We start from the raw sequence: 18,881 nt of genomic DNA on the forward strand, positions 1-18,881 counted from the left end.
CGCAGCGTGTCCGGAACCGGTCGGCCGCCGACGCATGTCCGCGACCGTTCGCCCGCAGACGTCCGTCCGGCTCCCTGCCCCCCGCCCACCCGCCCGCCCGCGGACGCCGGACGCGGCGTCGGACGGGCTGAGGGAACGAAAAGCATAAGTCGTACAAGCCTCGCTGAAGAGTGGCAATTCGCCTTCCTCGCCGAAGACATGCGAAACCGGAACATCCCGCAGGTCAGGGACGGAACCACCCTTCGCGGACCCTCGCTCCGGTCCGATCGGAAGATGTGCCAGAGTTGCCACGTCCGGGCTGTGAACACGTACCGTACGGCGGAACAGGCCAGAGCGCCGGGACACCGGGAAGGGGCAGCTGGGTTGACCACGCACGCACCGCAGGCCATGCAGTCGGTGACGCTGCCGACCTCGTTGGACGAGGCCGTGGCGGCTCTCGGCGCCATGCCCGCAGCCGTTCCGGTTGCCGGGGGCACGGACCTGATGGCAGCCGTCAACAAGGGGCTGCTGCGCCCCTCGGGCCTGGTCGGCCTCGGCCGGATCAGCGAGCTGCGCGGCTGGCACTACCAGGACGGCCACGCGCTCCTGGGCGCCGGACTCACCCACGCCAGGATGGGGCGCCCCGACTTCGCCGCCCTCATCCCCGCCCTCGCCGCCTCCGCCCGTGCCGCGGGCCCGCCCCAGATCCGCAACGCCGGAACGCTCGGCGGCAACATCGTCACCTCCGCGCCCACCGGCGACGCCCTGCCGGTGCTGGCCGCGCTGGAGGCCGACCTCGTCATCGCCGGCCCCGACGGCGCCCGCCGCGAGATCCCCGTCTCGCACCTGCTGGCCGGCCGCGAACTGCTGGAGCCCGCGGAGCTGATCGGCTTCGTCCGCGTACCGCTGCTGCATGCCCCGCAGGTCTTCCTCAAGGCGACCGGGCGCACCGGCCCCGGCCGCGCCACCGCCTCGGTCGCCGTCGTCCTGGACCCGGCCCGCCGGGGGGTGCGCTGTGCGGTCGGCGCCATCGCCCCGATGCCGCTGCGCCCGCTGGAGGCGGAGCAGTGGATCGCCTCGCTGATCGACTGGGACGGCGAGCGGGGCCTGGCCCCCGACGCGCTGGCCGCCTTCGGCGACTACGTCGCAGCGGCCTGCATCCCGGACCACGCACCACCGGCCGACGGGTCTCAGGCCCCGCCGCTGTCCCCGGCCGTCCTGCATCTGCGGCGCACCGTCGCCGCGCTCGCCCGACGCGCGCTGGGGAGGGCACTGTCGTGAGCCATGAGGAGAACCCCCACCAGCAGCACGGGCAGCGGGGGGAGGGGCATTCCGCGGGCCCGGACCCCCGCTACGGCGGCTGGGAGCCGACCCCGCAGGGCGACGGCTTCGACGCCGACGCCACCGCGGCCGACGCCACCGCCTTCGTCCAGCTGCCGCCGGAGGACCTGGCGGACATCCCGCTGGCCGCGCCCGGCCACGGGTACGTCCCGCCGATGATCGTTCCGCTGACCCCGGCCGCCGGACTCGACCCGGCGGCGACGGGCAGCTGGGTGATCCAGACGCAGGCCCAGCAGGCACAGGCGGAGCAGCGCGCCCAGGAGGCCGCCGCTGCCGCGCAGGAGACCGGGGTCGTCCACTGGCCGGACCCGAACCGGCCGGACGGCCACGACGGGCAGGGCGGATACCAGGGCCCCTACCAGGACACCTCGCACGCCACGGCCCAGTGGAACTTCACCGAGGCCCTGGACGGGCAGGCGCCGCCCCCCGAGCCGACGGCCCCGGAGGCGGCCGGAGAGGCCGACCCCTCGGCTCACGCCCACACGACGCACGCGGGCCACACGGGCCAGTGGACGATCCCGGTCGCGGACGGGGATCTCCCGGACGAATCGGGCGAGTTCCTGGCGTCGGCGCACACCTCGCAGTGGTACGCGGACAGCGCCCGCCCGGCCACGCTGCCCGGCGGCGCGCCCGCCCCCTGGGCCACCCCGGAACCGGAAGCCGTTCCCGTACCCGGGCCGGAGGAGACCCCGGAACGCGAACCGGCGGCGGAAGCACCGACGCCCGGACCCGAAGCCGAGCCCGAGGCCCGGCCGGAGGCGCCCGAGGTGAACGAAGCGGAAGCAGCCCCGGAAGGGGCAGCGCCGGAGGAAGCACCTGCGCAACCGGAACCGGAACCGGAACCGGAACTGCAACCGGAACCAGAACCGAACGCGGAGGCGGGGACGGAGGCACCGGCGGACACCGACCTCACCGCCCCCGAAACCGCCCCGGACATCGGACCGGACATCGCCCCGGCCCCCGACGCCGGTGTCCCCGACCTCCCCGGCGAAGCCTCCGCCCTCCTCCACGAGGCCCCCGCCCTCCCCGACGTACCCAGCGAGCACCCCGCCAAGTCGTACCTGCTCCACGTGAACGGCGTGGACCGCCCGGTCAGCGACGCCTGGATCGGCGAGTCCCTGCTCTACGTGCTGCGCGAGCGCCTGGGCCTCGCCGGGGCCAAGGACGGCTGCTCGCAGGGCGAGTGCGGCGCGTGCAACGTCCAGGTCGACGGCCGGCTGGTCGCCTCCTGCCTGGTCCCCGCGGCCACGGCGGCGGGGAGCGAGGTGCGTACGGTCGAGGGCCTGGCCGTCGACGGCGAACCCTCCGACGTGCAACGCGCCCTGTCCGCCCGCGGAGCCGTCCAGTGCGGCTTCTGCATCCCCGGCATGGCGATGACCGTCCATGACCTGCTGGAGGGCAACCACGCCCCCACCGAGCTGGAGACCCGCCAGGCGCTCTGCGGCAACCTCTGCCGCTGTTCCGGCTACCGGGGCGTGCTCGACGCGGTGGCGGACGTCATCGCGGCCCGCGAGACGCACGCCGAGGCGGCGGCCCCGGACGAGGTGCGCATCCCGCACCAGGCCGAGCCGGGTGCCCGCGGCGAGCAGCAGGGCCCGCACCCGCACGAGGGGGAGGCGCTGTGAGGTACGCCGGCGGCCCCGCCGTTCGACAGCAACACCACGCGACCGACAAGGAGGCGGCGTGAGCGGCGACGCGGCCAACGCGACCAGCACCAGCCTGCCCAGGATCGACGCGCTGGGCGGCGGACCCGGCGGCGGCCCGGACCAGGACCAGGAGCAGCCCAGGATGGGCCTCGGTTCGTCGCTCCCCGCCGCCGACTCCCGGGCGAAGACCGAGGGCACCTTCCCGTACGCCGCCGATCTCTGGGCCGAGGGCCTGCTGTGGGCGGCCGTGCTGCGCTCCCCGCACCCGCACGCGCGGATCCTGTCCATCGACACCTCGGGCGCCGAGGAGATGCCCGGGGTGCGGGCGGTCGTCACGCACGAGGACGTGCCCGGGGAGAGCAACTACGGCCGCCACGTCGTGGACCGCCCGGTGTTCGCCTCCGACCTGGTGCGCCACCACGGCGAGGCGATCGCCGCGGTCGCGGCGGACCACCCGGACACCGCCCGGCTGGCCGCCGCCGCCATCGCCGTACGGTACGAGGTGCTGGAGCCGGTCACGGACCCGGAGCAGGCGTTCGAGGCGGAGCCGCTGCACCCGGACGGCAACCTGATCCGGCACATCCCGCTGCGCTACGGCGACGCGGAGGCGACGGGCGAGGTCGTGGTGGAGGGCCTGTACCGCATCGGCCGCCAGGACCCGGCCCCGATCGGCGCGGAGGCCGGCCTCGCCGTGCCGAGGCCCGACGGCGGCGTGGAGATCTACACCGCCTCCACCGACCCGCACACCGACCGCGACCTGATCGCGGCCTGCTTCGGGCTGGAGCCGGACCGGGTCAAGGTCGTCGTGACCGGGGTGCCGGGGGCGACCGGCGACCGCGAGGACCCGGGCTTCCAGATCCCGCTGGGGTTGCTCGCGCTGCGTACCGGCTGCCCGGTCAAGCTGGCCGCGAGCCGCGAGGAGTCCTTCCTCGGCCACACCCACCGCCACCCCACCCTCCTGCGCTACCGCCACCACGCGGACGCGGAGGGCCGGCTGGTCAAGGTGGAGGCCCAGATCCTCCTGGACGCGGGCGCCTACGCCGACGCCTCCTCCGAATCCCTTGCCGCGGCCGTGTCGTTCGCCTGCGGCCCGTACGTCGTCCCGCACGCCTTCATCGAGGGCTGGGCGGTCCGGACGAACAACCCGCCCTCGGGCCATGTGCGAGGCGAGGGCGCGATGCAGGTCTGCGCGGCGTACGAGGGCCAGATGGACAAACTGGCCGCCAAGCTGGGCATCGACCCGGCCGAACTGCGCCTGCGCAACACGCTCGCCACGGGCGACATCCTGCCCACCGGCCAGACCGTGACCTGCCCGGCCCCGGTCGCCGAACTGCTCCAGGCCGTACGTGACTTCCCCCTCCCCGCCCTCCCGAAGGACGCCCCGGAGGACGACTGGCTGCTGCCGGGCGGTCCCGAGGGCGCGGGGGAGCCGGGGGCGGTGCGCCGGGGTGTGGGCTACGGCCTGGGCATGGTGCACATGCTCGGCGCCGAGGGGACGGACGAGGTCTCGACGGCCACGGTCCGGGTCCACGACGGGGTGGCCACGGTGATCTGCGCGGCGGTGGAGACGGGCCAGGGCTTCACGACGCTCGCCCGCCAGATCGTCCAGGAGACCCTGGGCGTCGAAGAGGTCCATGTCGCGGCGGTCGACACCGACCAGCCCCCCGCGGGCCCGGCGACGCACGGCCGTCACACCTGGGTTTCCGGAGGGGCGGTGGAGCGGGCGGCGAAGATGGTCCGCACCCAGCTCCTCCAGCCGCTGGCCCACAAGTTCGGCATGTCCACGGAGCTGCTCCAGATCGCCGACGGCAAGATCACCTCGTACGACGGGGTGCTCTCCACGACGGTCACGGAGGCCATGGACGGCAAGGAGCTCTGGGCCACCGCCCAGTGCCGCCCCCACCCCACGGAACCGCTGGACGAGGCGGGTCAGGGCGACGCGTTCGTCGGCCTCGCGTTCTGCGCGGTCCGGGCGGTGGTCGACGTCGACATCGAGCTCGGCTCCGTCCGCGTGGTCGAGATGGCGGTGGCCCAGGACGTGGGCCGCGTCCTGAACCCGACCCAGCTGGCGGCCCGTATCGAGGCGGGCATCGCCCAGGGCCTCGGCGCGGCCCTCACGGAGAACCTCCGCACCGCGAAGGGCCTGATCCGCCACCCCGACCTGACGGGCTACGCGCTCCCGACGGCGCTGGACGTCCCCGACATCCGCATCGTCAAACTGGTCGAGGAACGCGACGTGGTGGCCCCCTTCGGCGCGAAGCCCGCGTCGGCCGTCCCGGTCGTCACGGCCCCCGCCGCGGTGGCCTCAGCGGTCCGCTCGGCGACGGGCCGCCCGGTGAACCGCCTCCCGATCAGGCCGCAGGCAGCGGTGGCGACGACCCCGAAGGGCTGAGGGGCACCGGGCGACGGCGCCCAAGGGCTGAGGGGCGCACCCCGACGCTCCCTGGGCGTTGTCGCCCAGGGCCGGCCGAACGCCCGCCGAAGGCGAACACCCCGGCGATCCCGGACGCCGCGGCCCGCCCCGACACGAGCGCCGCTTCCGACGTTGCCCCGCTGCCCGGGAACGGAGCCGCCAGAACAGCCGGTCCGGCCCGGCGAGGGTGTCGACGATCGACACCGCGGCAAGGGGCACAGGAATGCGACAACGGACGCAGGAACTGCCCACGGTGTTCGCTGAATTCGTGCCCGAAAACGGCTCAGATCGTACTCGTTCGCGCTGCACGCGGGATCTTAGGGTGACTGCGGAGGCTGACCACGCGGCGATACCCGGGGGAACACGTGACATTCGACCAGGAATGGGCGGAACTGCGTTCGACCGCGGCTCAGCGAAGTGCCATGCAGATCAACAGCGCCCCGGCCGAAGCCGGTGGCGGTTCCGGTGCACCGGATCTGGTGGTGAACCGGGACGATCTCGGAGCTATCGGGAATGACGCCTACGAGCTCAGGACGAGACTGTCGAAGGACGGTGACCACGCCCGCCCAGCCACGTTCGATGCGGCGATCGCGCTGACGAACGGCAACTTCGCGAGCGGCTCGGCGGTTCTCAAGGTGCACGACTTGTGGCAGAAGCACCTCAAGACGCTGCTGGATTCCTGCGCGCACATTTCGAACCACCTGGACTACACCAAGGCGCAGCATGCGAAGGACGACGTGAAGATCGGTGGAGATTTGGCGCCGATCTCCAAGCTGTCGGAATACATGAAGTAATAAGGCTCGGGGGAGCGCGCACATGCTGAGCTACGAGGACATCGTCGAAGCCCCGTTGGGGAAGCTGAAGGCGGCGGCCGACGACTGGTCGGACATGGCGGCGAAGCTGGACAGGCTCGCCGATCACGCGTCGGACGGCATGAAGGCGAAGGCCAACAAGGCCAGCTGGGAAGGCGTCAACGCGGGGGTCACCAAGGCGTTCGTCGGCAAGACCGTCAAGGAGTTCGCGGACGCCGCCGCCGAGGCCAAGGGCGTGAAGACGCTGCTGGAAGAGGGGTACGCGGCCTTCAAGAAGGCCAAGGACGACCTCGTCAGCATCCGGGACCATGAGGGGCCGGCTGCCGGGATTCTGGTGGACGGCCGAGGCAAGGTGACGGCGCGGTCCCCGATCTCCGATAACTACACGGCGCGTCACGATCCCGACTTCGCCACGTACCTCCAGCAGGAGCGGGAGAACATCGAGTCGTGGCAGAAGAAGATCGACGACATCGTCGAAACCTGCAACGACACCGATGTGACCTTCAAGAACTCCCTTGAGGCCAACGTCACCGACCGCAGGGACTTCAGCGCTCCGAAGTACACCAAGTTCGACCAGGAAGAGGCCGCCCGCGCCGTTGCCCTGGCGGCCAAGGGCCGCGACATCACGCACGCGCAACTGCAGGCGCTGAACGAACTGCTGCGCGACAATGCCCATTCGGTGGAGTTCGCGAAGAACTTCTACGAGAAGCTTGGCCCGGAGAAGGCGCTCGCTTTCTTCGGGCAGCTCGCTACGGACACGAACGACTACGCCAAGGTCGACAAGGAGCGCTTGGCGGACGTCCAGGCGCTCCAGCGCAATCTCGGCCTCAACCTGGCCACCGCCTCGCACGACAAGGCGTTCACCGCGGAGTGGGGACCGGAGCTCCGCACGATGGGCACCCAGCAGATCCCGTTGTCCAAGTACGACAACAGCGGCGGCCCGTACGGCTACCAGCTGCTCGGCGGCATCATGCGATACGGGAACTATGACGCGAAGTTCCTCAACCCGATCGCCGAGCACGTGGCGCAGCTGCACCAGCAGGATCCGTACCGGTTCGCCGGTAACAAGCAGGTGAACGGCTTCCTGGACAACCCGTACAACCCCTCGGGGAAGAACGGGTCCGGCTACGACCCGACCATCGCCATGCTGGAGGCTCTGGGAAACAGTCCGGACGCGGCGAAGAGGTTCTTCACCGATGACCCGACGGCCTACAACGAGGACGGCACGGTCAACCGGGGCGCCACGGCCGACCTCGGAAAGCAGGATGGCGAAGCCATCGACAACTACCTCGATTTCTTCGGAAACGAGAAGTGGGAGTCGTTCCCGGACTCCAACTCCACCGACCCGGACAAGCTGGGGCCCACTCTCCAGTACATGCCGGACGCGCTGGGCCATGCCCTGGAGGCGGCGACCCTGGGCTACCCGGCGGGCGAGCCGGACGCGCGTGTGCAGCGGGACGCCGACAATGCCGCGATCATGCAGAGGGTCATGGAGAAGTACGGGTCGGACGCCGGCTTGCTCAAGCACCAGGAGGGCTTGGCGGACAGCATGGGCGTCATGGGTGCGGGATATATCGACGACATCAACTGGGCTTTGAACAAGGGTGATGCGAACAGCGTCTTCGCCCCCACCAAGAATAGCCAAGGGCATATACCCTTCGGTGATGACGGGGACGAGGCCCGCTCGAACGTTCGCCAGTTCCTCAGTGCTCTTGGCCAGCACCCCGACGCCTACGCCACTCTTTCCTCGGCGGAGCAGGCGTACACCAGAAGTGTTCTGGAGACGCACGTGGGTTCCGACGGAGCCATTGACGAGGGCGCCGCACGCACGACCGTCCGGGTTGGCGCAGAGGTGCAGGGCATGCTCGACCAGTCCAGAGCCGACCAGGTCCAGGCGGACAACATGAAGAAGCACGAGGACTACGAGAAGGCGGTGGCCGAACGCGCGGGCTGGGTGGAGTTCGGCGCGGGGGTGGGGATCGCCGCCGGGGTTGCATTCCTGCCGGCGACTGCTGCGGTGGGTGCGGCCGCCGTGCTGATCCCTCTGGCGACCGACACAGTCGGTGGCGCGGCGGAGCAGGTCATCGGCCAGGCCGTCGGAGATATCTCGGATAACTCGGTCGACAAGAGCAAGGAGAAGGCGGAGGAACTCACCAGGAAGGAATGGAACAGCATCTATCGATCTGGTGAGTCGATGGCGGAGGCTCCGATGGAGGCTTTCCTGGCTCTTCATGCGACCAAGGAAGACACAAAGCTCCGAGAGGATCTGAACGAATCGATGCTCCTGGGCTACGGCGTCGGCAACGAACGAGAGAATCAACAGGGTGCGGATCCGGAGACGGGCTGAGGGTGCCCCGGGCTGCGATGAAAGGCATGGGTGTGAACCGGAACGCAAAGACGCTGATTGGTGGCCTGCTCCTGGCCGTCTGTGCTACCGCATGCGCATCTGATCCGGAGCCTCAGTCGCCCTATGTCAATGCGTCGGAGGTGTGCGATGGGGTGTTCGCTGGCGACCTGGAGAAGACGGTGGAAGCCGTAACAGGAGCGAAGTCCTTCGAGCGGCGAGCGAGCGGCGGTATGGGCCAGGTGATCGAAGAGATCGAGAAGGGGTATTCATCCGGCCGTAGTTGGTCGCCAAGGGAAGAGCTCTGCGAGATGGCTGCGAAGGGAAGTTCCAGCGATGAAGAGACGACTTTGGCTTTCCATATGTATGCTCCACATGACGTAAATTACCCGGGGATCCCTGAAAGGGCGAAGCGGTTCTCCCTGGGCAAGGAGGCGATAGCCAACGTCCGCTCGGCCGGCATCTATTTTGAATGCGTCAGTCCCAGGTTCGATGGCTCGAAGAGTCGGCCGGTGCGGATCTACGGAGGGTTGAGTAGAGCCCATGACCGAGGCGATTCCCTGGAGAATTTGATGGACAATCTTCGAGTTGTCCATTCTGCGTCCCTGGCGGTGGCCGAGGAGCTGGAGTGCGAGGGCAATGCCGGTCTCCCTCAGAAGCTGGACCCGGGGCTGCGGCAACTTCCGCCGGTCAGCCGCCCGGCAGAGATCGACTCCTGATGATGATGTCGCACAGAAAGGACCGGTCGGGGCCGTTGCGGCTCCGGTCATCGACGCCCAACCACTCGATCCGCCGCTCCAGTCCGACGCGACGGAGGTGACTCTGGGAACGGAGCTCCGGCGGGAGCTGCTCAGTTCGTTGGCCTGGCCGGTCGTGGCAGAGATGGATCACAACCAGCCCCCTGTCGTTTCCCCTTGCGTTGGTGGCAGCCGCATGAGGTGGGTCGCCGGCCGCAGCCGTGCCGGTCTCGTCTGCGTGGTCATTGCGTTTTCTCTGGCAGTCGGCGCGGTTGGCTGTTCGGACGGGGAGAACGCCGACGCAGCGCATGACCGGACTGCGGGGCCCACGGAACTCTGCGGCGGTGCAGCGGACTTTGTGGAGGCGGGCAAGGCGCTGAAGAGATCACGGGGTCGTCGCGGTTTGAGGAGTCGGCCGAAACGTCCACCGTCGCGTACGCGGCGAAGTCGTTGAGCCATGAGTTCACCTCGTCACACCGGCTCATATCGACATCGGCGTGGAGCGCTGGTCGCCCAAGGACCCCGAGGGAGACCCGGAGAAGTTGAAGGACGCCTACGCGACCGTGGCTCATTCCTTCGCCCTGGCCATGGCGAAGGAACTGCGCTGCGAGAACGACGCAGGGCTGGAGCCCCGCCCGGTGCTCGACCCCGCGTGACGTGCGGAGCCGCGACGACAAGTCCACCCGCTACCGTGGCCGTTGACCAGGGGGAGGTGTCGGCGTGATATCCGAGCCGGAGTTGGTGGGGGAGGACGGGCCGCGCTCGTCCCCGGACGTCGTGAGCGGGTTCGACCCCGAGCAGGGGCCCGGGGACGGCGGACGGCGGCGGTGGCACGGGGCGCTCTGGGGTGTCGCCGGGGCGCTGACCGCGTCGGCGGTGTGGGCCGCGGCGGTCTTCGGTTACGGGATCGGCGGCGACGGGAAGCCCGATGCGCGTGGCTACCGCGTGGAGTCCGACTCCTGCGCGGCGATGGAGCTGAAGGAGCTCGCCGGGGCGCTGGGGGTGCCCGCGGCCAAGCCCGCTACCGAACTGGACGGCATCGAGCACCCCGCCCTCCATCGCATTCGCTGCACCGTCGACTTCACGACAGCGGTGCGCCGGGGACCGGGCAGCGCGGAGGAGACGGGCTGGGCCACCGGCTACCACGCGTCCCTCACGGCCGAGCTGCACAAGGAGACCGATCCGCGCCCCGAGTTCGAGGCGAGCAGCACGCTGACGGAGGTCGACGGCTCGGGCGTGGAGCGGGTGGAGCGGGTACCGGACCTCGGCGACCTGGCGTATCTGCTGGTCATGGAGGACGAAGCGCTGAGTGTGCGGGTGGTGGAAGGCGGTGCCGTCGTGACGCTCACCCTGTCCGCCTGGATGTCCTACACCGAGGGCGATGAGGAGATGCCGGAAGCGCCGGAGGAGCCCGAGACGCTCGCGTACCGGGCCGACCTGATCAGCGACACCCGCGCCGTGATGAAGGCGCTCAAGACCGGCTGACCGACCGGGCGGGCCGCCGTGCTCGCGAACGCGGATGTGGCCGCCCCTGTCCTGGGGCGGCCACATCCGCGTTCCGGAGACCGTGACCGGATTCGAACCGGTGTATCTCGAGTTGCAGTCGAGCCCCTGAGCCTCTCGGGCACACGGTCGGGTGGTGGTGCCGGTGTTCCGCGGTTCCTTGCTGACCACGACGCTACGGCCACCCGTCCGCCGCCTCAAGGAATCCGGCCGGGGTGCAACGTGACCGCCATACGCCGTTCATGTCCGGGGCCGGAGGGGCAGGCCGGGAACCCGGGCCCGGGACCTACGACCAAGGGCCGAGCCCAGGACCGTACACAGACAGGGTCCACACCGGCCCATGCCCCTTACGCTGACCCCATGACCGCCCTCGAACCCCGTGACGGCACCGACGCCGCACACCTCGCGTCGCCCGCGACCGGCGCCCCCTCCCCGGACCCGCTGTCCGATTTTCCCGCCGCGGCCGTCGAAGGGGTCCTCGGGCGCACCTACCGGGCGCTGAGCATCGGCATCGTGTCCGTGGTGTTCCTCATCGCGTTCGAGGCCACGGCGGTCGGTACGGCGATGCCGGTCGCCGCCCGCGAGCTGAACGGGATTCCCCTCTACGCGTTCGCCTTCTCCGCGTACTTCACCACCAGCCTCTTCGCCATGGTCCTCTCCGGACAGTGGGCCGACCGGCGCGGCCCGCTCCAGCCGCTCGCCACCGGGATCACCGCGTTCGGCGTCGGACTGCTGCTCTCCGGGGCCGCCACGAGCATGTGGGTGTTCATCGCGGGCCGTGCCGTCCAGGGGCTCGGCGGCGGGCTGGTGATCGTCGCGCTGTACGTCGTCATCGGGCGCGCCTACCCCGAGCACATCCGGCCCGCCATCCTGGCCGCCTTCGCCGCGAGCTGGGTGATCCCCTCCGTCGTCGGACCGCTCGCCTCCGGGACGGTGACCGAGCAGCTCGGCTGGCGCTGGGTCTTCGTCGGCATCCCCGTCCTCATCGTGATCCCGCTCGCCCTGGCCCTCCCGGCGATCCGGCGCACGGCCTCCGGGCCCGCCGACCCGGCTGCCGCCGCCGAGCCGTACGACCGCCGCCGTATCCGGCTCGCCCTCGGGATATCGGCCGGGGCGGGACTGCTCCAGTACGCGGGTCAGGAGCTGAACTGGCTCGCCCTGCTGCCCGCCGCCGTCGGGGCCGCCCTGCTCGTGCCCGCCGTCCGCGGACTGCTGCCGGCCGGGACCGTACGGGCCGCGCGCGGGCTGCCCTCGGTGGTCCTGCTGCGCGGGATCGCCGCCGGGTCGTTCATCGCCGCCGAGTCGTTCGTACCGCTGATGCTGGTCACCCAGCGCGGGCTGTCCCCGACGATGGCCGGGCTGTCGCTGGCGGTGGGCGGGGCGACCTGGGCGCTCGGTTCGTTCGTCCAGTCCCGGCCGCGCATGGAGCCGTACCGCGAGCGGCTGATGGTCACCGGCATGCTCCTCGTCGCGGCCTCGATCGCCGTCGCGCCCTCCGTGCTGATCGAGGGGGTCCCCGTCTGGATCGTCGCCGTCGCCTGGGCCTTCGGCTGCTTCGGGATGGGCATGGTGATCGCCTCCACCAGCGTGCTGCTCCTGAAGCTGTCGGCCCCCGAGGAGGCGGGCTCCAACTCCGCCGCCCTCCAGATCTCCGACGGGCTCTCCAACGTGCTGCTCCTGGCCTCCGGCGGCGCGGCCTTCGCGGCGCTGGGCGGCGGCGCGGTGGGCGCGGCCGCGCACGGGGCGGTCCAGGCGGGGTCCGCGGGCTCGCACCCGGGCGCGTTCGCGGCCGTGTTCCTGCCGATGGCGGGGGTGGCGCTGGTGGGGGTGTGGGTGGCGACGAGAGTCCTCGTACGGGAGAAGTAGCGGCATCCTGAGGTACCTCCTGGTACCGCGCGGTAGCATGGGCTCATGGCCGGTCTGAATCTGCGGTTCACCGAGGAAGAGCTGAATTCCCTGCGCGCCCGTGCCGAGGCGGAGGGCAGGAGCATGCAGGCATTCGCTCACGACGCGGTGATCACTGCCGTAAACGAGCACGCACGGCTTTTCGACGAAGCTGCCGACCATGTTCTGAGGGCGAGTGAGGAGCTCAACCGGAGGCTCGCCTGATGCAGTACCTGAGCCTGCCCGAGTTGTTGAATCTGGCGGAGCGGCTCGGCGCTGCCGGGTGCGCGACTACGGGCTTCTGGAGTCGGCGCTGGCCCGACCACAGGCGAGCGTGTTCGGGCAGGACGCCTATCCGGACGTCTGGCAGAAGGCTGCGGCCCTGATGGAGTCCCTCGCCCGCAACCACGGCCTGGTCGACGGCAACAAGCGCATTGCGTGGTACGCGACCTGGGTCTTCCTCCATCTGAACGGCCATCTGCTCGACCCGGACTTCGACGTCGATGAAGCGGAGCGGTTCGTGCTGGCCGCGTGCCAAGGCGCCCTGGACATGCCCAAGATCGCTGAGCGGCTACCGGGGTTCGCGCGGTAGCCGCACTTGTGAAGAGCGTCTCAACGGACTCGAACCGTGACTCGTTCGTACGGGTTCTCAGCCGGGCCCCCGGTAAGGTGGCCCGGTTGTCGTATCGCGGGCCGGGTCCTTCGGGCCGGGTGCGGTACGGGCAGCGCCCCACGTACCCGAGAGCCCCGAACCGGAGACCGTGACTACTACCACCGCCTCCCACCACCTCTCACCCGCCTTCCCTGGCCGTGCCCCCTGGGGTACCGCCAACAAGCTGCGAGCCTGGCAGCAAGGCGCCATGGAGAGGTACGTCCAGGAGCAGCCGCGCGACTTCCTCGCCGTCGCGACGCCCGGCGCAGGCAAGACAACGTTCGCGCTGACCCTCGCGTCCTGGCTGCTGCACCACCATGTCGTGCAGCAGGTCACCGTCGTCGCCCCGACCGAGCACCTCAAGAAGCAGTGGGCGGAGGCGGCCGCCCGGATAGGGATCAAGCTCGACCCCGACTACAGCGCCGGTCCGCTGAGCAAGGAGTACCACGGGGTCGCCGTGACCTACGCCGGTGTCGGCGTACGCCCGATGCTCCACCGCAACCGCTGCGAGCAGCGCAAGACGCTCGTCATCCTCGACGAGATCCACCACGCCGGTGACTCCAAGTCCTGGGGCGAGGCCTGCCAGGAGGCGTTCGACCCGGCGACCCGGCGGCTCGCCCTGACCGGTACGCCGTTCCGGTCGGACACCAACCCCATCCCCTTCGTCCAGTACGAGGAGGGCAACGACGGCATCCGCCGCTCCTCGGCCGACTACACCTACGGCTACGGCAACGCGCTCGCCGACGGCGTCGTCCGCCCGGTCATCTTCCTCAGCTACAGCGGCAACATGCGCTGGCGTACGAAGGCCGGGGACGAGATCGCCGCCCGGCTCGGCGAGCCGATGACCAAGGACGCCATCGGCCAGGCCTGGCGCACCGCGCTCTCGCCCACCGGCGAGTGGATCCCCAACGTCCTCGCCGCCGCCGACAAGCGGCTCACCGAGGTCCGCAAGGGCATCCCCGACGCGGGCGGCCTCGTCATCGCCACCGACCAGGACTCGGCCCGCGCGTACGCCAAGATCCTGAAGAAGGTCACCGGGGAGTCGGCGACCGTGGTCCTCTCCGACGAGAAGGCCGCGTCCAAGAAGATCGACCAGTTCAGCGGGGACGAGTCGCGCTGGATGGTCGCGGTCCGGATGGTGTCCGAGGGCGTCGACGTGCCGCGTCTCGCCGTCGGGGTGTACGCCACCACCATCTCGACGCCCCTCTTCTTCGCCCAGGCAGTCGGCCGCTTCGTGCGCTCCCGCAGGCGCGGTGAGACCGCCTCCGTCTTCCTGCCGACCATCCCGATGCTCCTCGACTTCGCCAACGAGATGGAGGTCGAGCGCGACCACGTCCTCGACAAGCCGAAGAAGGGCGGCGACGAGGAGAACCCCTTCTCCGAGGAGGACAAGCTCCTCGCCGACGCCGAGAAGCTGGAGGACGAGGAGACCGAGGACCAGCTGCCCTTCGAGGCGCTGGAGTCGGACGCCGTCTTCGACCGGGTGCTGTACGACGGCGCCGAGTTCGGCATGCAGGCCCACCCCGGCTCCGAGGAGGAGCAGGACTACCTCGGCATCCCCGGGCTCCTGGAGCCGGACCAGGTGCAGCTGCTCCTCCAGAAGCGGCAGAGCCGGCAGATCGCGCACAGCCGCCAGAGGCCGGCCGAGGAGGCCGACCTCCTGGAGAAGCCCGCCGAGGCCCGGCCCGTGGTCACGCACAAGCAGCTGCTGAGCCTGCGCAAGCAGCTCAACACGATGGTCTCCGCCTACACCCACCAGAGCGGCAAGCCGCACGGCGTGATCCACAACGAGCTGCGCCGCGTCTGCGGCGGCCCGCCGAGCGCCGAGGCCACCGCCCACCAGATCCAGACGCGCATCGCGAAGGTCCAGGAGTGGGCTACGCGGATGAAGTGAGTGGAGGGTGAGTCAGTGGGGTGGGAAGGGCGGGACGCGTACACGTACGCGTCCCGCCCTTCCCGCTCGTGTGCCGTCCGTTCCGGCCTTCAGCCGTTGCTGGGCTCGGGGACTCGGTCGGGCAGCGCGGCCTCATCCGCGCAACCGAGCTGATCGGCCAAGCCGCGGGCTACGTCGTTGAGGACGGCCAGTCGGTCCTCGGGCGAGGAGCCTGGGCTCAGTTGGCCCCCGGACGAGTACATCCTGGCCCAGATATAGGGTGAGGTGCCTTCAGGCCCCTTGGTCGAGCAGGTGAAATACAGGTTCGCGCCGCTGTCGCCGTTGATTTCGGCATAAACGCCCAGAGGGAAGACGAGCCGGTCCCTGTCCGTATTCCGTGCTTCCGCCCCCGGGGCGGGATGATTCCTGGTGGGCTCGAACTCGATCTTGAGCAGCGGGATTCCGCTGTCATCGCCCGCCTTGTAGACCATGCAGGTGTTGCGGTCCTTCGCTCCTCCGTAGAGCCTTTTCGCGGCCATCTCCAGAGAGAACTTGTTGGCGTCTCCCTGCTGGTTGGTTCCGGTGAGCTCTGTGAATCGCTCGGTTGCCGCGAGGCGCTCGAGGGCTTTCGCCGAAGGCGGGGTCAGTGTGCTGTCGCACACCTGTGATGCCGAGAGCGTCGCTTCCTCGCCACTCTCGTCGTCGGTGCAGGAGGTGGCCAGGAGGAGTACCAGGCCCCCGCAGAGCAACCGGTGCGATCTGTTGCGCATGGCATTCGCTGCCTTAAAGGAGATGGGGAATGGGCGGGTGTCAATCCTTGTAGGCAGGGCGTCCCCGGTAGTCGTTCTGCTGGGACCCGGTGCCGAAATAGCTGCTCTCGATGTGCTGCGGCCAATCCCGGAGATTCGTGTCATTCTTGACATCGGGGTCCGCGCCTACGTAGGTCGCGTAGGCATCGGCCTGTTGCCGGATCCCCTGCGAGTAAAACTCCTGACTGGTGGCCTGTGCCTTTTCCGTCGGATCGTCCTCGGCTTTGTCGATTCCCTTGTCGATCTCGTGCCCGATGAAGGTGTTGACCGCGTTGCCGACCGTGTCCGCGGCCAGCGGTGCGACCACCAGCGCCGCGGCAGTCGAACCCGGCAGAGGGATGGCGGCGATGCCGCCCCCCACCACGGCCCCGGCTCCCAGCTTGACCCAGTCGCCGGAGCGCCCCAGCGACTTGTTCTTCTCCTCCGCCTCGTCCTTGTACGTCGTCTCCGCCTGCTGCACGCGAGAGTGATCGAGAATGCCCCGCACCTCGCCGCCTGTCGTCAAGGCATCATGCGCCTTGTTCATGTTCGCTTCGCTGGTGGGCGGGTGGGCGTCGAGCATGCTCAGCGTGTAGAGGTGCTGCGCCGCCGAGACGGCTCCGTGAGACGTCTCGTTCTGGCCGATCACGCTGAGGAAGTTGATGGCTCCTTGTTCGCCGAAGTCCGCGCGCCCCTGATACTTCGGCGGAAAGAGCCCGTCATCCTTCGCCCGGTCCCCGACCCCCGACATGCTGTAATCGATGTCATCGATGTACGCCGCCCCCATCTTGCCGAGACTGTCGGCGAGTCGGGACTGCTCGTGGAGCATTTTTGGCCCGTCCTCGCTTCCGTACAGGAACACGACCTGCTCCATGACACCGGCCGTCTCCGCGGTGCGCATATCGCGATTGCCGGGGATCATCGGATCCTTGGCTGTCATGGGATCAGCGTCGTAGGCGTACCCGGTGGTGGCTGCCTCCAGGGCGTGGCCGAGGGAGTCATGACCTGCGATGACCTTGTCGTCGCCGCCCATGATGTAAGCGTCGGACAGCCAGATGCGGTCCTTCGTCAGGTACTTCAGGTTCTCGTTGAGTTCGGCTTCCTTGTCGACACCCGCTCCGGCACCGTCCGGCTGGGCGAAGAAGTCCGTCGCGGCGCCGGGGTTGTGGCCGAGGGCTTCCAGGAAGCCGGTCATGGGGTCGCGGCCCCGGTCGTTCTTGCTGTAGAAGTTCAGGTCGCCGTTGTTCCAGTTGTTGATCCAGGGGCTCATGTTCTTGACGTTGCGTTCCTGGTCATACGCCACGAGCCTCTCGCCGTAGTCGTTGAGGAACTGGTCGTCGTAGTCGCCGAACCGCATGAGATTGCTCATGACGGCGAATCCACGGGGATTGTTCGCGTGGTCCGTGCCGAGTTCTTCCGGCCCGATCCTGATCATCTTCTGCTCCCAGGACCGCATGGCGGCGCTGTCGGAGAGCGTGGCAGTACCGAGGGCGACGCCCAGGTTCTTCTGGAGGAGCTTGGCCTGTTCCAGCCGCTTCGGGTCGGCGCCGTAGCCCTGGTACGGGTCGGCTACGCCGGCGTAGAACGTCAGCAGCCCGTCGGGCGTTGTGGAGGTGGCGAGCCGCTCCGCGAACAACGGGTCCTTGCCGTACTTGGCAAGGGTGGTGTTGACCGTGTTCAGTTCGGTCGTCGTGACGTCGGTCGGATCCTTCTTGAGGATCTTGGCGAGTGCCTTGGCCTTGGCGATCGCCTTGGCTGCGGAATCCCTGTCTGCATAGTCGGCCCCGGAGAACCCGTGCTTGGCCTGGTCCACGATGAGCCGCAGCGCCTCGGACGCGGTGGTGTCGCTGCGCGTGGCCTTCTGCAGGATCGCCTGGACCCGGTCGCGCAGGCTGTCCACGTCGCCCTGGCTGTGCTCGGGGAGCGTGGTGCCCTCGGCGGCGCGGTCGGGGTGGATGTTCATCGTCACGGTGAACGACCCGTCGCCGGTGTCTCTCACCGTCAGGTTCTTCTTCGCGCCCTGCGAGATCACCTCGGTGAGTTCATTGCGAAAGGCGACCAGTTCGTCCCGGGTGTCGCTGAGGATGCGGGCGACCGTACGCGCCTGGGTGTGTGCGTCGGCGAACTCCGCTGCGGTCTTGTCCACGAAGGACCGGGTGACGGTTGCGTTCTCCCCGGCCCACCGTGCCTTTGCCGCCTTGCCCCCAAGATTCTCCTTGGCATCGCTCTTGAGGCTCGCCAGCTTCTTGACCATCTGCTCCCAGTCGGCGATCGCCTCACCGAGCTGGGAGAAGTTGCCGAAGCGGAGGGCGTCGAGATCCATCAGGTGCCCTTCCTCTCGTTGAAGCCCGCATCGAGCGTGGCGATGCTGCTGACGGTTCCCGCGATGTGGACTTCGTCGCCCGCGTGGGCGCCCTTGGTGAAGTCGAGGTGGTTGGAGATGTGCGCGGTGGCGTCCAGCAAGGACCTGGACTGGTCGACCCAGCGCGAGGCCACGTGATCCAAGGCGCCACCGAGTGCGAACCCCTGGGTCTTCAATCCTTCGGCAGCCTTCTGGGAGGCTGCTCGGGCGTGTTTGCTGACCTGACCGAAATCCTGATGGAGTTCGAAAGCGGCGTTTCCGATCGCGGCCAGGTCCGTCTGGTTGACCGCCAGGTCCCCCTGCTGGTCAATGCCCCCGCCACTCGGTTCCGGTGGCACCTGATTCAGCTGCATCCGGAGGGGCCGCCGGTCGGCCGCCTCGGACTTCAACCGCTCCCACTCGTCCCATGCCATGGATCCGAACGCCTCCCGTGAGCCCGGCTGTTCACCGTGAACGGCCGCGTGTCGGGGAAGCTACCAACCAGGTGGACCCGCACGCGCCCGAACCGTTGTTCGTCACAGACTCCGAACAAGCGGCATCCCCGGCA

Annotated in this window: 14 protein-coding genes, 1 tRNA gene and 1 pseudogene; 12 read left to right on the top strand and 4 right to left on the bottom strand. The window is 69.5% G+C overall.

The genetic code is table 11. The features are described 5' to 3' along the window. Positions 1-363 precede the first annotated feature (363 nt). The 8 genes from KME66_RS21970 to KME66_RS22005 all read left to right on the top strand — a co-directional run bounded on the left by KME66_RS21970 (position 364) and on the right by KME66_RS22005 (position 10,757). The gene (locus KME66_RS21970) at positions 364-1,260 is read left to right on the top strand and encodes a xanthine dehydrogenase family protein subunit M (protein WP_073215843.1); all 897 of its coding nucleotides are present in this window, start codon (positions 364-366) and stop codon (positions 1,258-1,260) included. Then, positions 1,257-2,945 (top strand): (2Fe-2S)-binding protein, encoded by a 1,689-nt coding sequence (locus KME66_RS21975; protein ID WP_216325073.1) that lies wholly within the window; start codon positions 1,257-1,259, stop codon positions 2,943-2,945. The genes KME66_RS21970 and KME66_RS21975 overlap by 4 nt, the downstream gene beginning before the upstream one ends. A 58-nt stretch (positions 2,946-3,003) precedes the next feature. Continuing rightward, positions 3,004-5,358, top strand: coding sequence for a xanthine dehydrogenase family protein molybdopterin-binding subunit (locus KME66_RS21980; protein WP_216325091.1), 2,355 nt, complete (start codon positions 3,004-3,006; stop codon positions 5,356-5,358). 386 nt (positions 5,359-5,744) lie between these two features. After that, a complete protein-coding gene (locus tag KME66_RS21985) occupies positions 5,745-6,173 on the top strand; it encodes a hypothetical protein (protein ID WP_216325094.1) in 429 nt (142 codons plus the stop codon). A gap of 22 nt (positions 6,174-6,195) precedes the next feature. Further along, positions 6,196-8,538, top strand: coding sequence for a hypothetical protein (locus KME66_RS21990; protein WP_216325098.1), 2,343 nt, complete (start codon positions 6,196-6,198; stop codon positions 8,536-8,538). 26 nt (positions 8,539-8,564) lie between these two features. Beyond that, complete coding sequence (locus KME66_RS21995) at positions 8,565-9,254, top strand: hypothetical protein (protein ID WP_216325101.1); 690 nt, start codon at positions 8,565-8,567, stop codon at positions 9,252-9,254. Between the two features lie 515 nt (positions 9,255-9,769). Continuing rightward, positions 9,770-9,928 carry a hypothetical protein gene (locus KME66_RS34085; protein WP_253208439.1) on the top strand — a complete coding sequence of 53 codons (159 nt, stop codon included), beginning with the start codon at positions 9,770-9,772 and terminating at the stop codon, positions 9,926-9,928. Positions 9,929-9,992: 64 nt separating this feature from the next. Further along, positions 9,993-10,757: a hypothetical protein gene (locus KME66_RS22005; protein ID WP_216325103.1), complete on the top strand. Its 765-nt coding sequence runs from the start codon at positions 9,993-9,995 to the stop codon at positions 10,755-10,757. 77 nt (positions 10,758-10,834) lie between these two features. On the opposite strand, the gene KME66_RS22010 is transcribed toward KME66_RS22005, so the two are convergent. Beyond that, a tRNA-Cys gene (locus tag KME66_RS22010) sits at positions 10,835-10,906 on the bottom strand. 229 nt (positions 10,907-11,135) lie between these two features. Here KME66_RS22010 and KME66_RS22015 point away from each other — a divergent pair. The 4 genes and pseudogenes from KME66_RS22015 to KME66_RS22030 all read left to right on the top strand — a co-directional run bounded on the left by KME66_RS22015 (position 11,136) and on the right by KME66_RS22030 (position 15,205). Then, positions 11,136-12,641, top strand: a complete 1,506-nt coding sequence (locus tag KME66_RS22015) for an MFS transporter (protein WP_216325106.1) — start codon at positions 11,136-11,138, stop codon at positions 12,639-12,641. Between the two features lie 45 nt (positions 12,642-12,686). Then, positions 12,687-12,884, top strand: coding sequence for a hypothetical protein (locus KME66_RS22020; protein ID WP_216325108.1), 198 nt, complete (start codon positions 12,687-12,689; stop codon positions 12,882-12,884). Then, positions 12,884-13,251 (top strand): annotated as a pseudogene (locus KME66_RS22025) (type II toxin-antitoxin system death-on-curing family toxin). The gene KME66_RS22020 and the pseudogene KME66_RS22025 overlap by 1 nt, the downstream one beginning before the upstream one ends. A 169-nt stretch (positions 13,252-13,420) precedes the next feature. Continuing rightward, positions 13,421-15,205 carry a DEAD/DEAH box helicase gene (locus tag KME66_RS22030; RefSeq protein WP_073215865.1) on the top strand — a complete coding sequence of 595 codons (1,785 nt, stop codon included), beginning with the start codon at positions 13,421-13,423 and terminating at the stop codon, positions 15,203-15,205. Positions 15,206-15,294: 89 nt separating this feature from the next. Here KME66_RS22030 and KME66_RS22035 read toward each other — a convergent pair whose 3' ends face one another. The 3 genes from KME66_RS22035 to KME66_RS22045 are packed head-to-tail and all read right to left on the bottom strand — an operon-like array spanning position 15,295 to position 18,747. Continuing rightward, positions 15,295-15,954 carry a hypothetical protein gene (locus KME66_RS22035; RefSeq protein ID WP_216325118.1) on the bottom strand — a complete coding sequence of 220 codons (660 nt, stop codon included), beginning with the start codon at positions 15,952-15,954 and terminating at the stop codon, positions 15,295-15,297. Between the two features lie 40 nt (positions 15,955-15,994). Beyond that, complete coding sequence (locus tag KME66_RS22040) at positions 15,995-18,295, bottom strand: DUF6571 family protein (RefSeq protein ID WP_216325119.1); 2,301 nt, start codon at positions 18,293-18,295, stop codon at positions 15,995-15,997. Further along, positions 18,295-18,747 carry a hypothetical protein gene (locus KME66_RS22045; protein WP_216325122.1) on the bottom strand — a complete coding sequence of 151 codons (453 nt, stop codon included), beginning with the start codon at positions 18,745-18,747 and terminating at the stop codon, positions 18,295-18,297. The genes KME66_RS22040 and KME66_RS22045 overlap by 1 nt, the downstream gene beginning before the upstream one ends. Between the last annotated feature and the right edge of the window lie 134 nt (positions 18,748-18,881).

Origin of the sequence: Streptomyces sp. YPW6 (assembly GCF_018866325.1) — a bacterium.
In the GTDB taxonomy this organism is placed as follows: domain Bacteria; phylum Actinomycetota; class Actinomycetes; order Streptomycetales; family Streptomycetaceae; genus Streptomyces.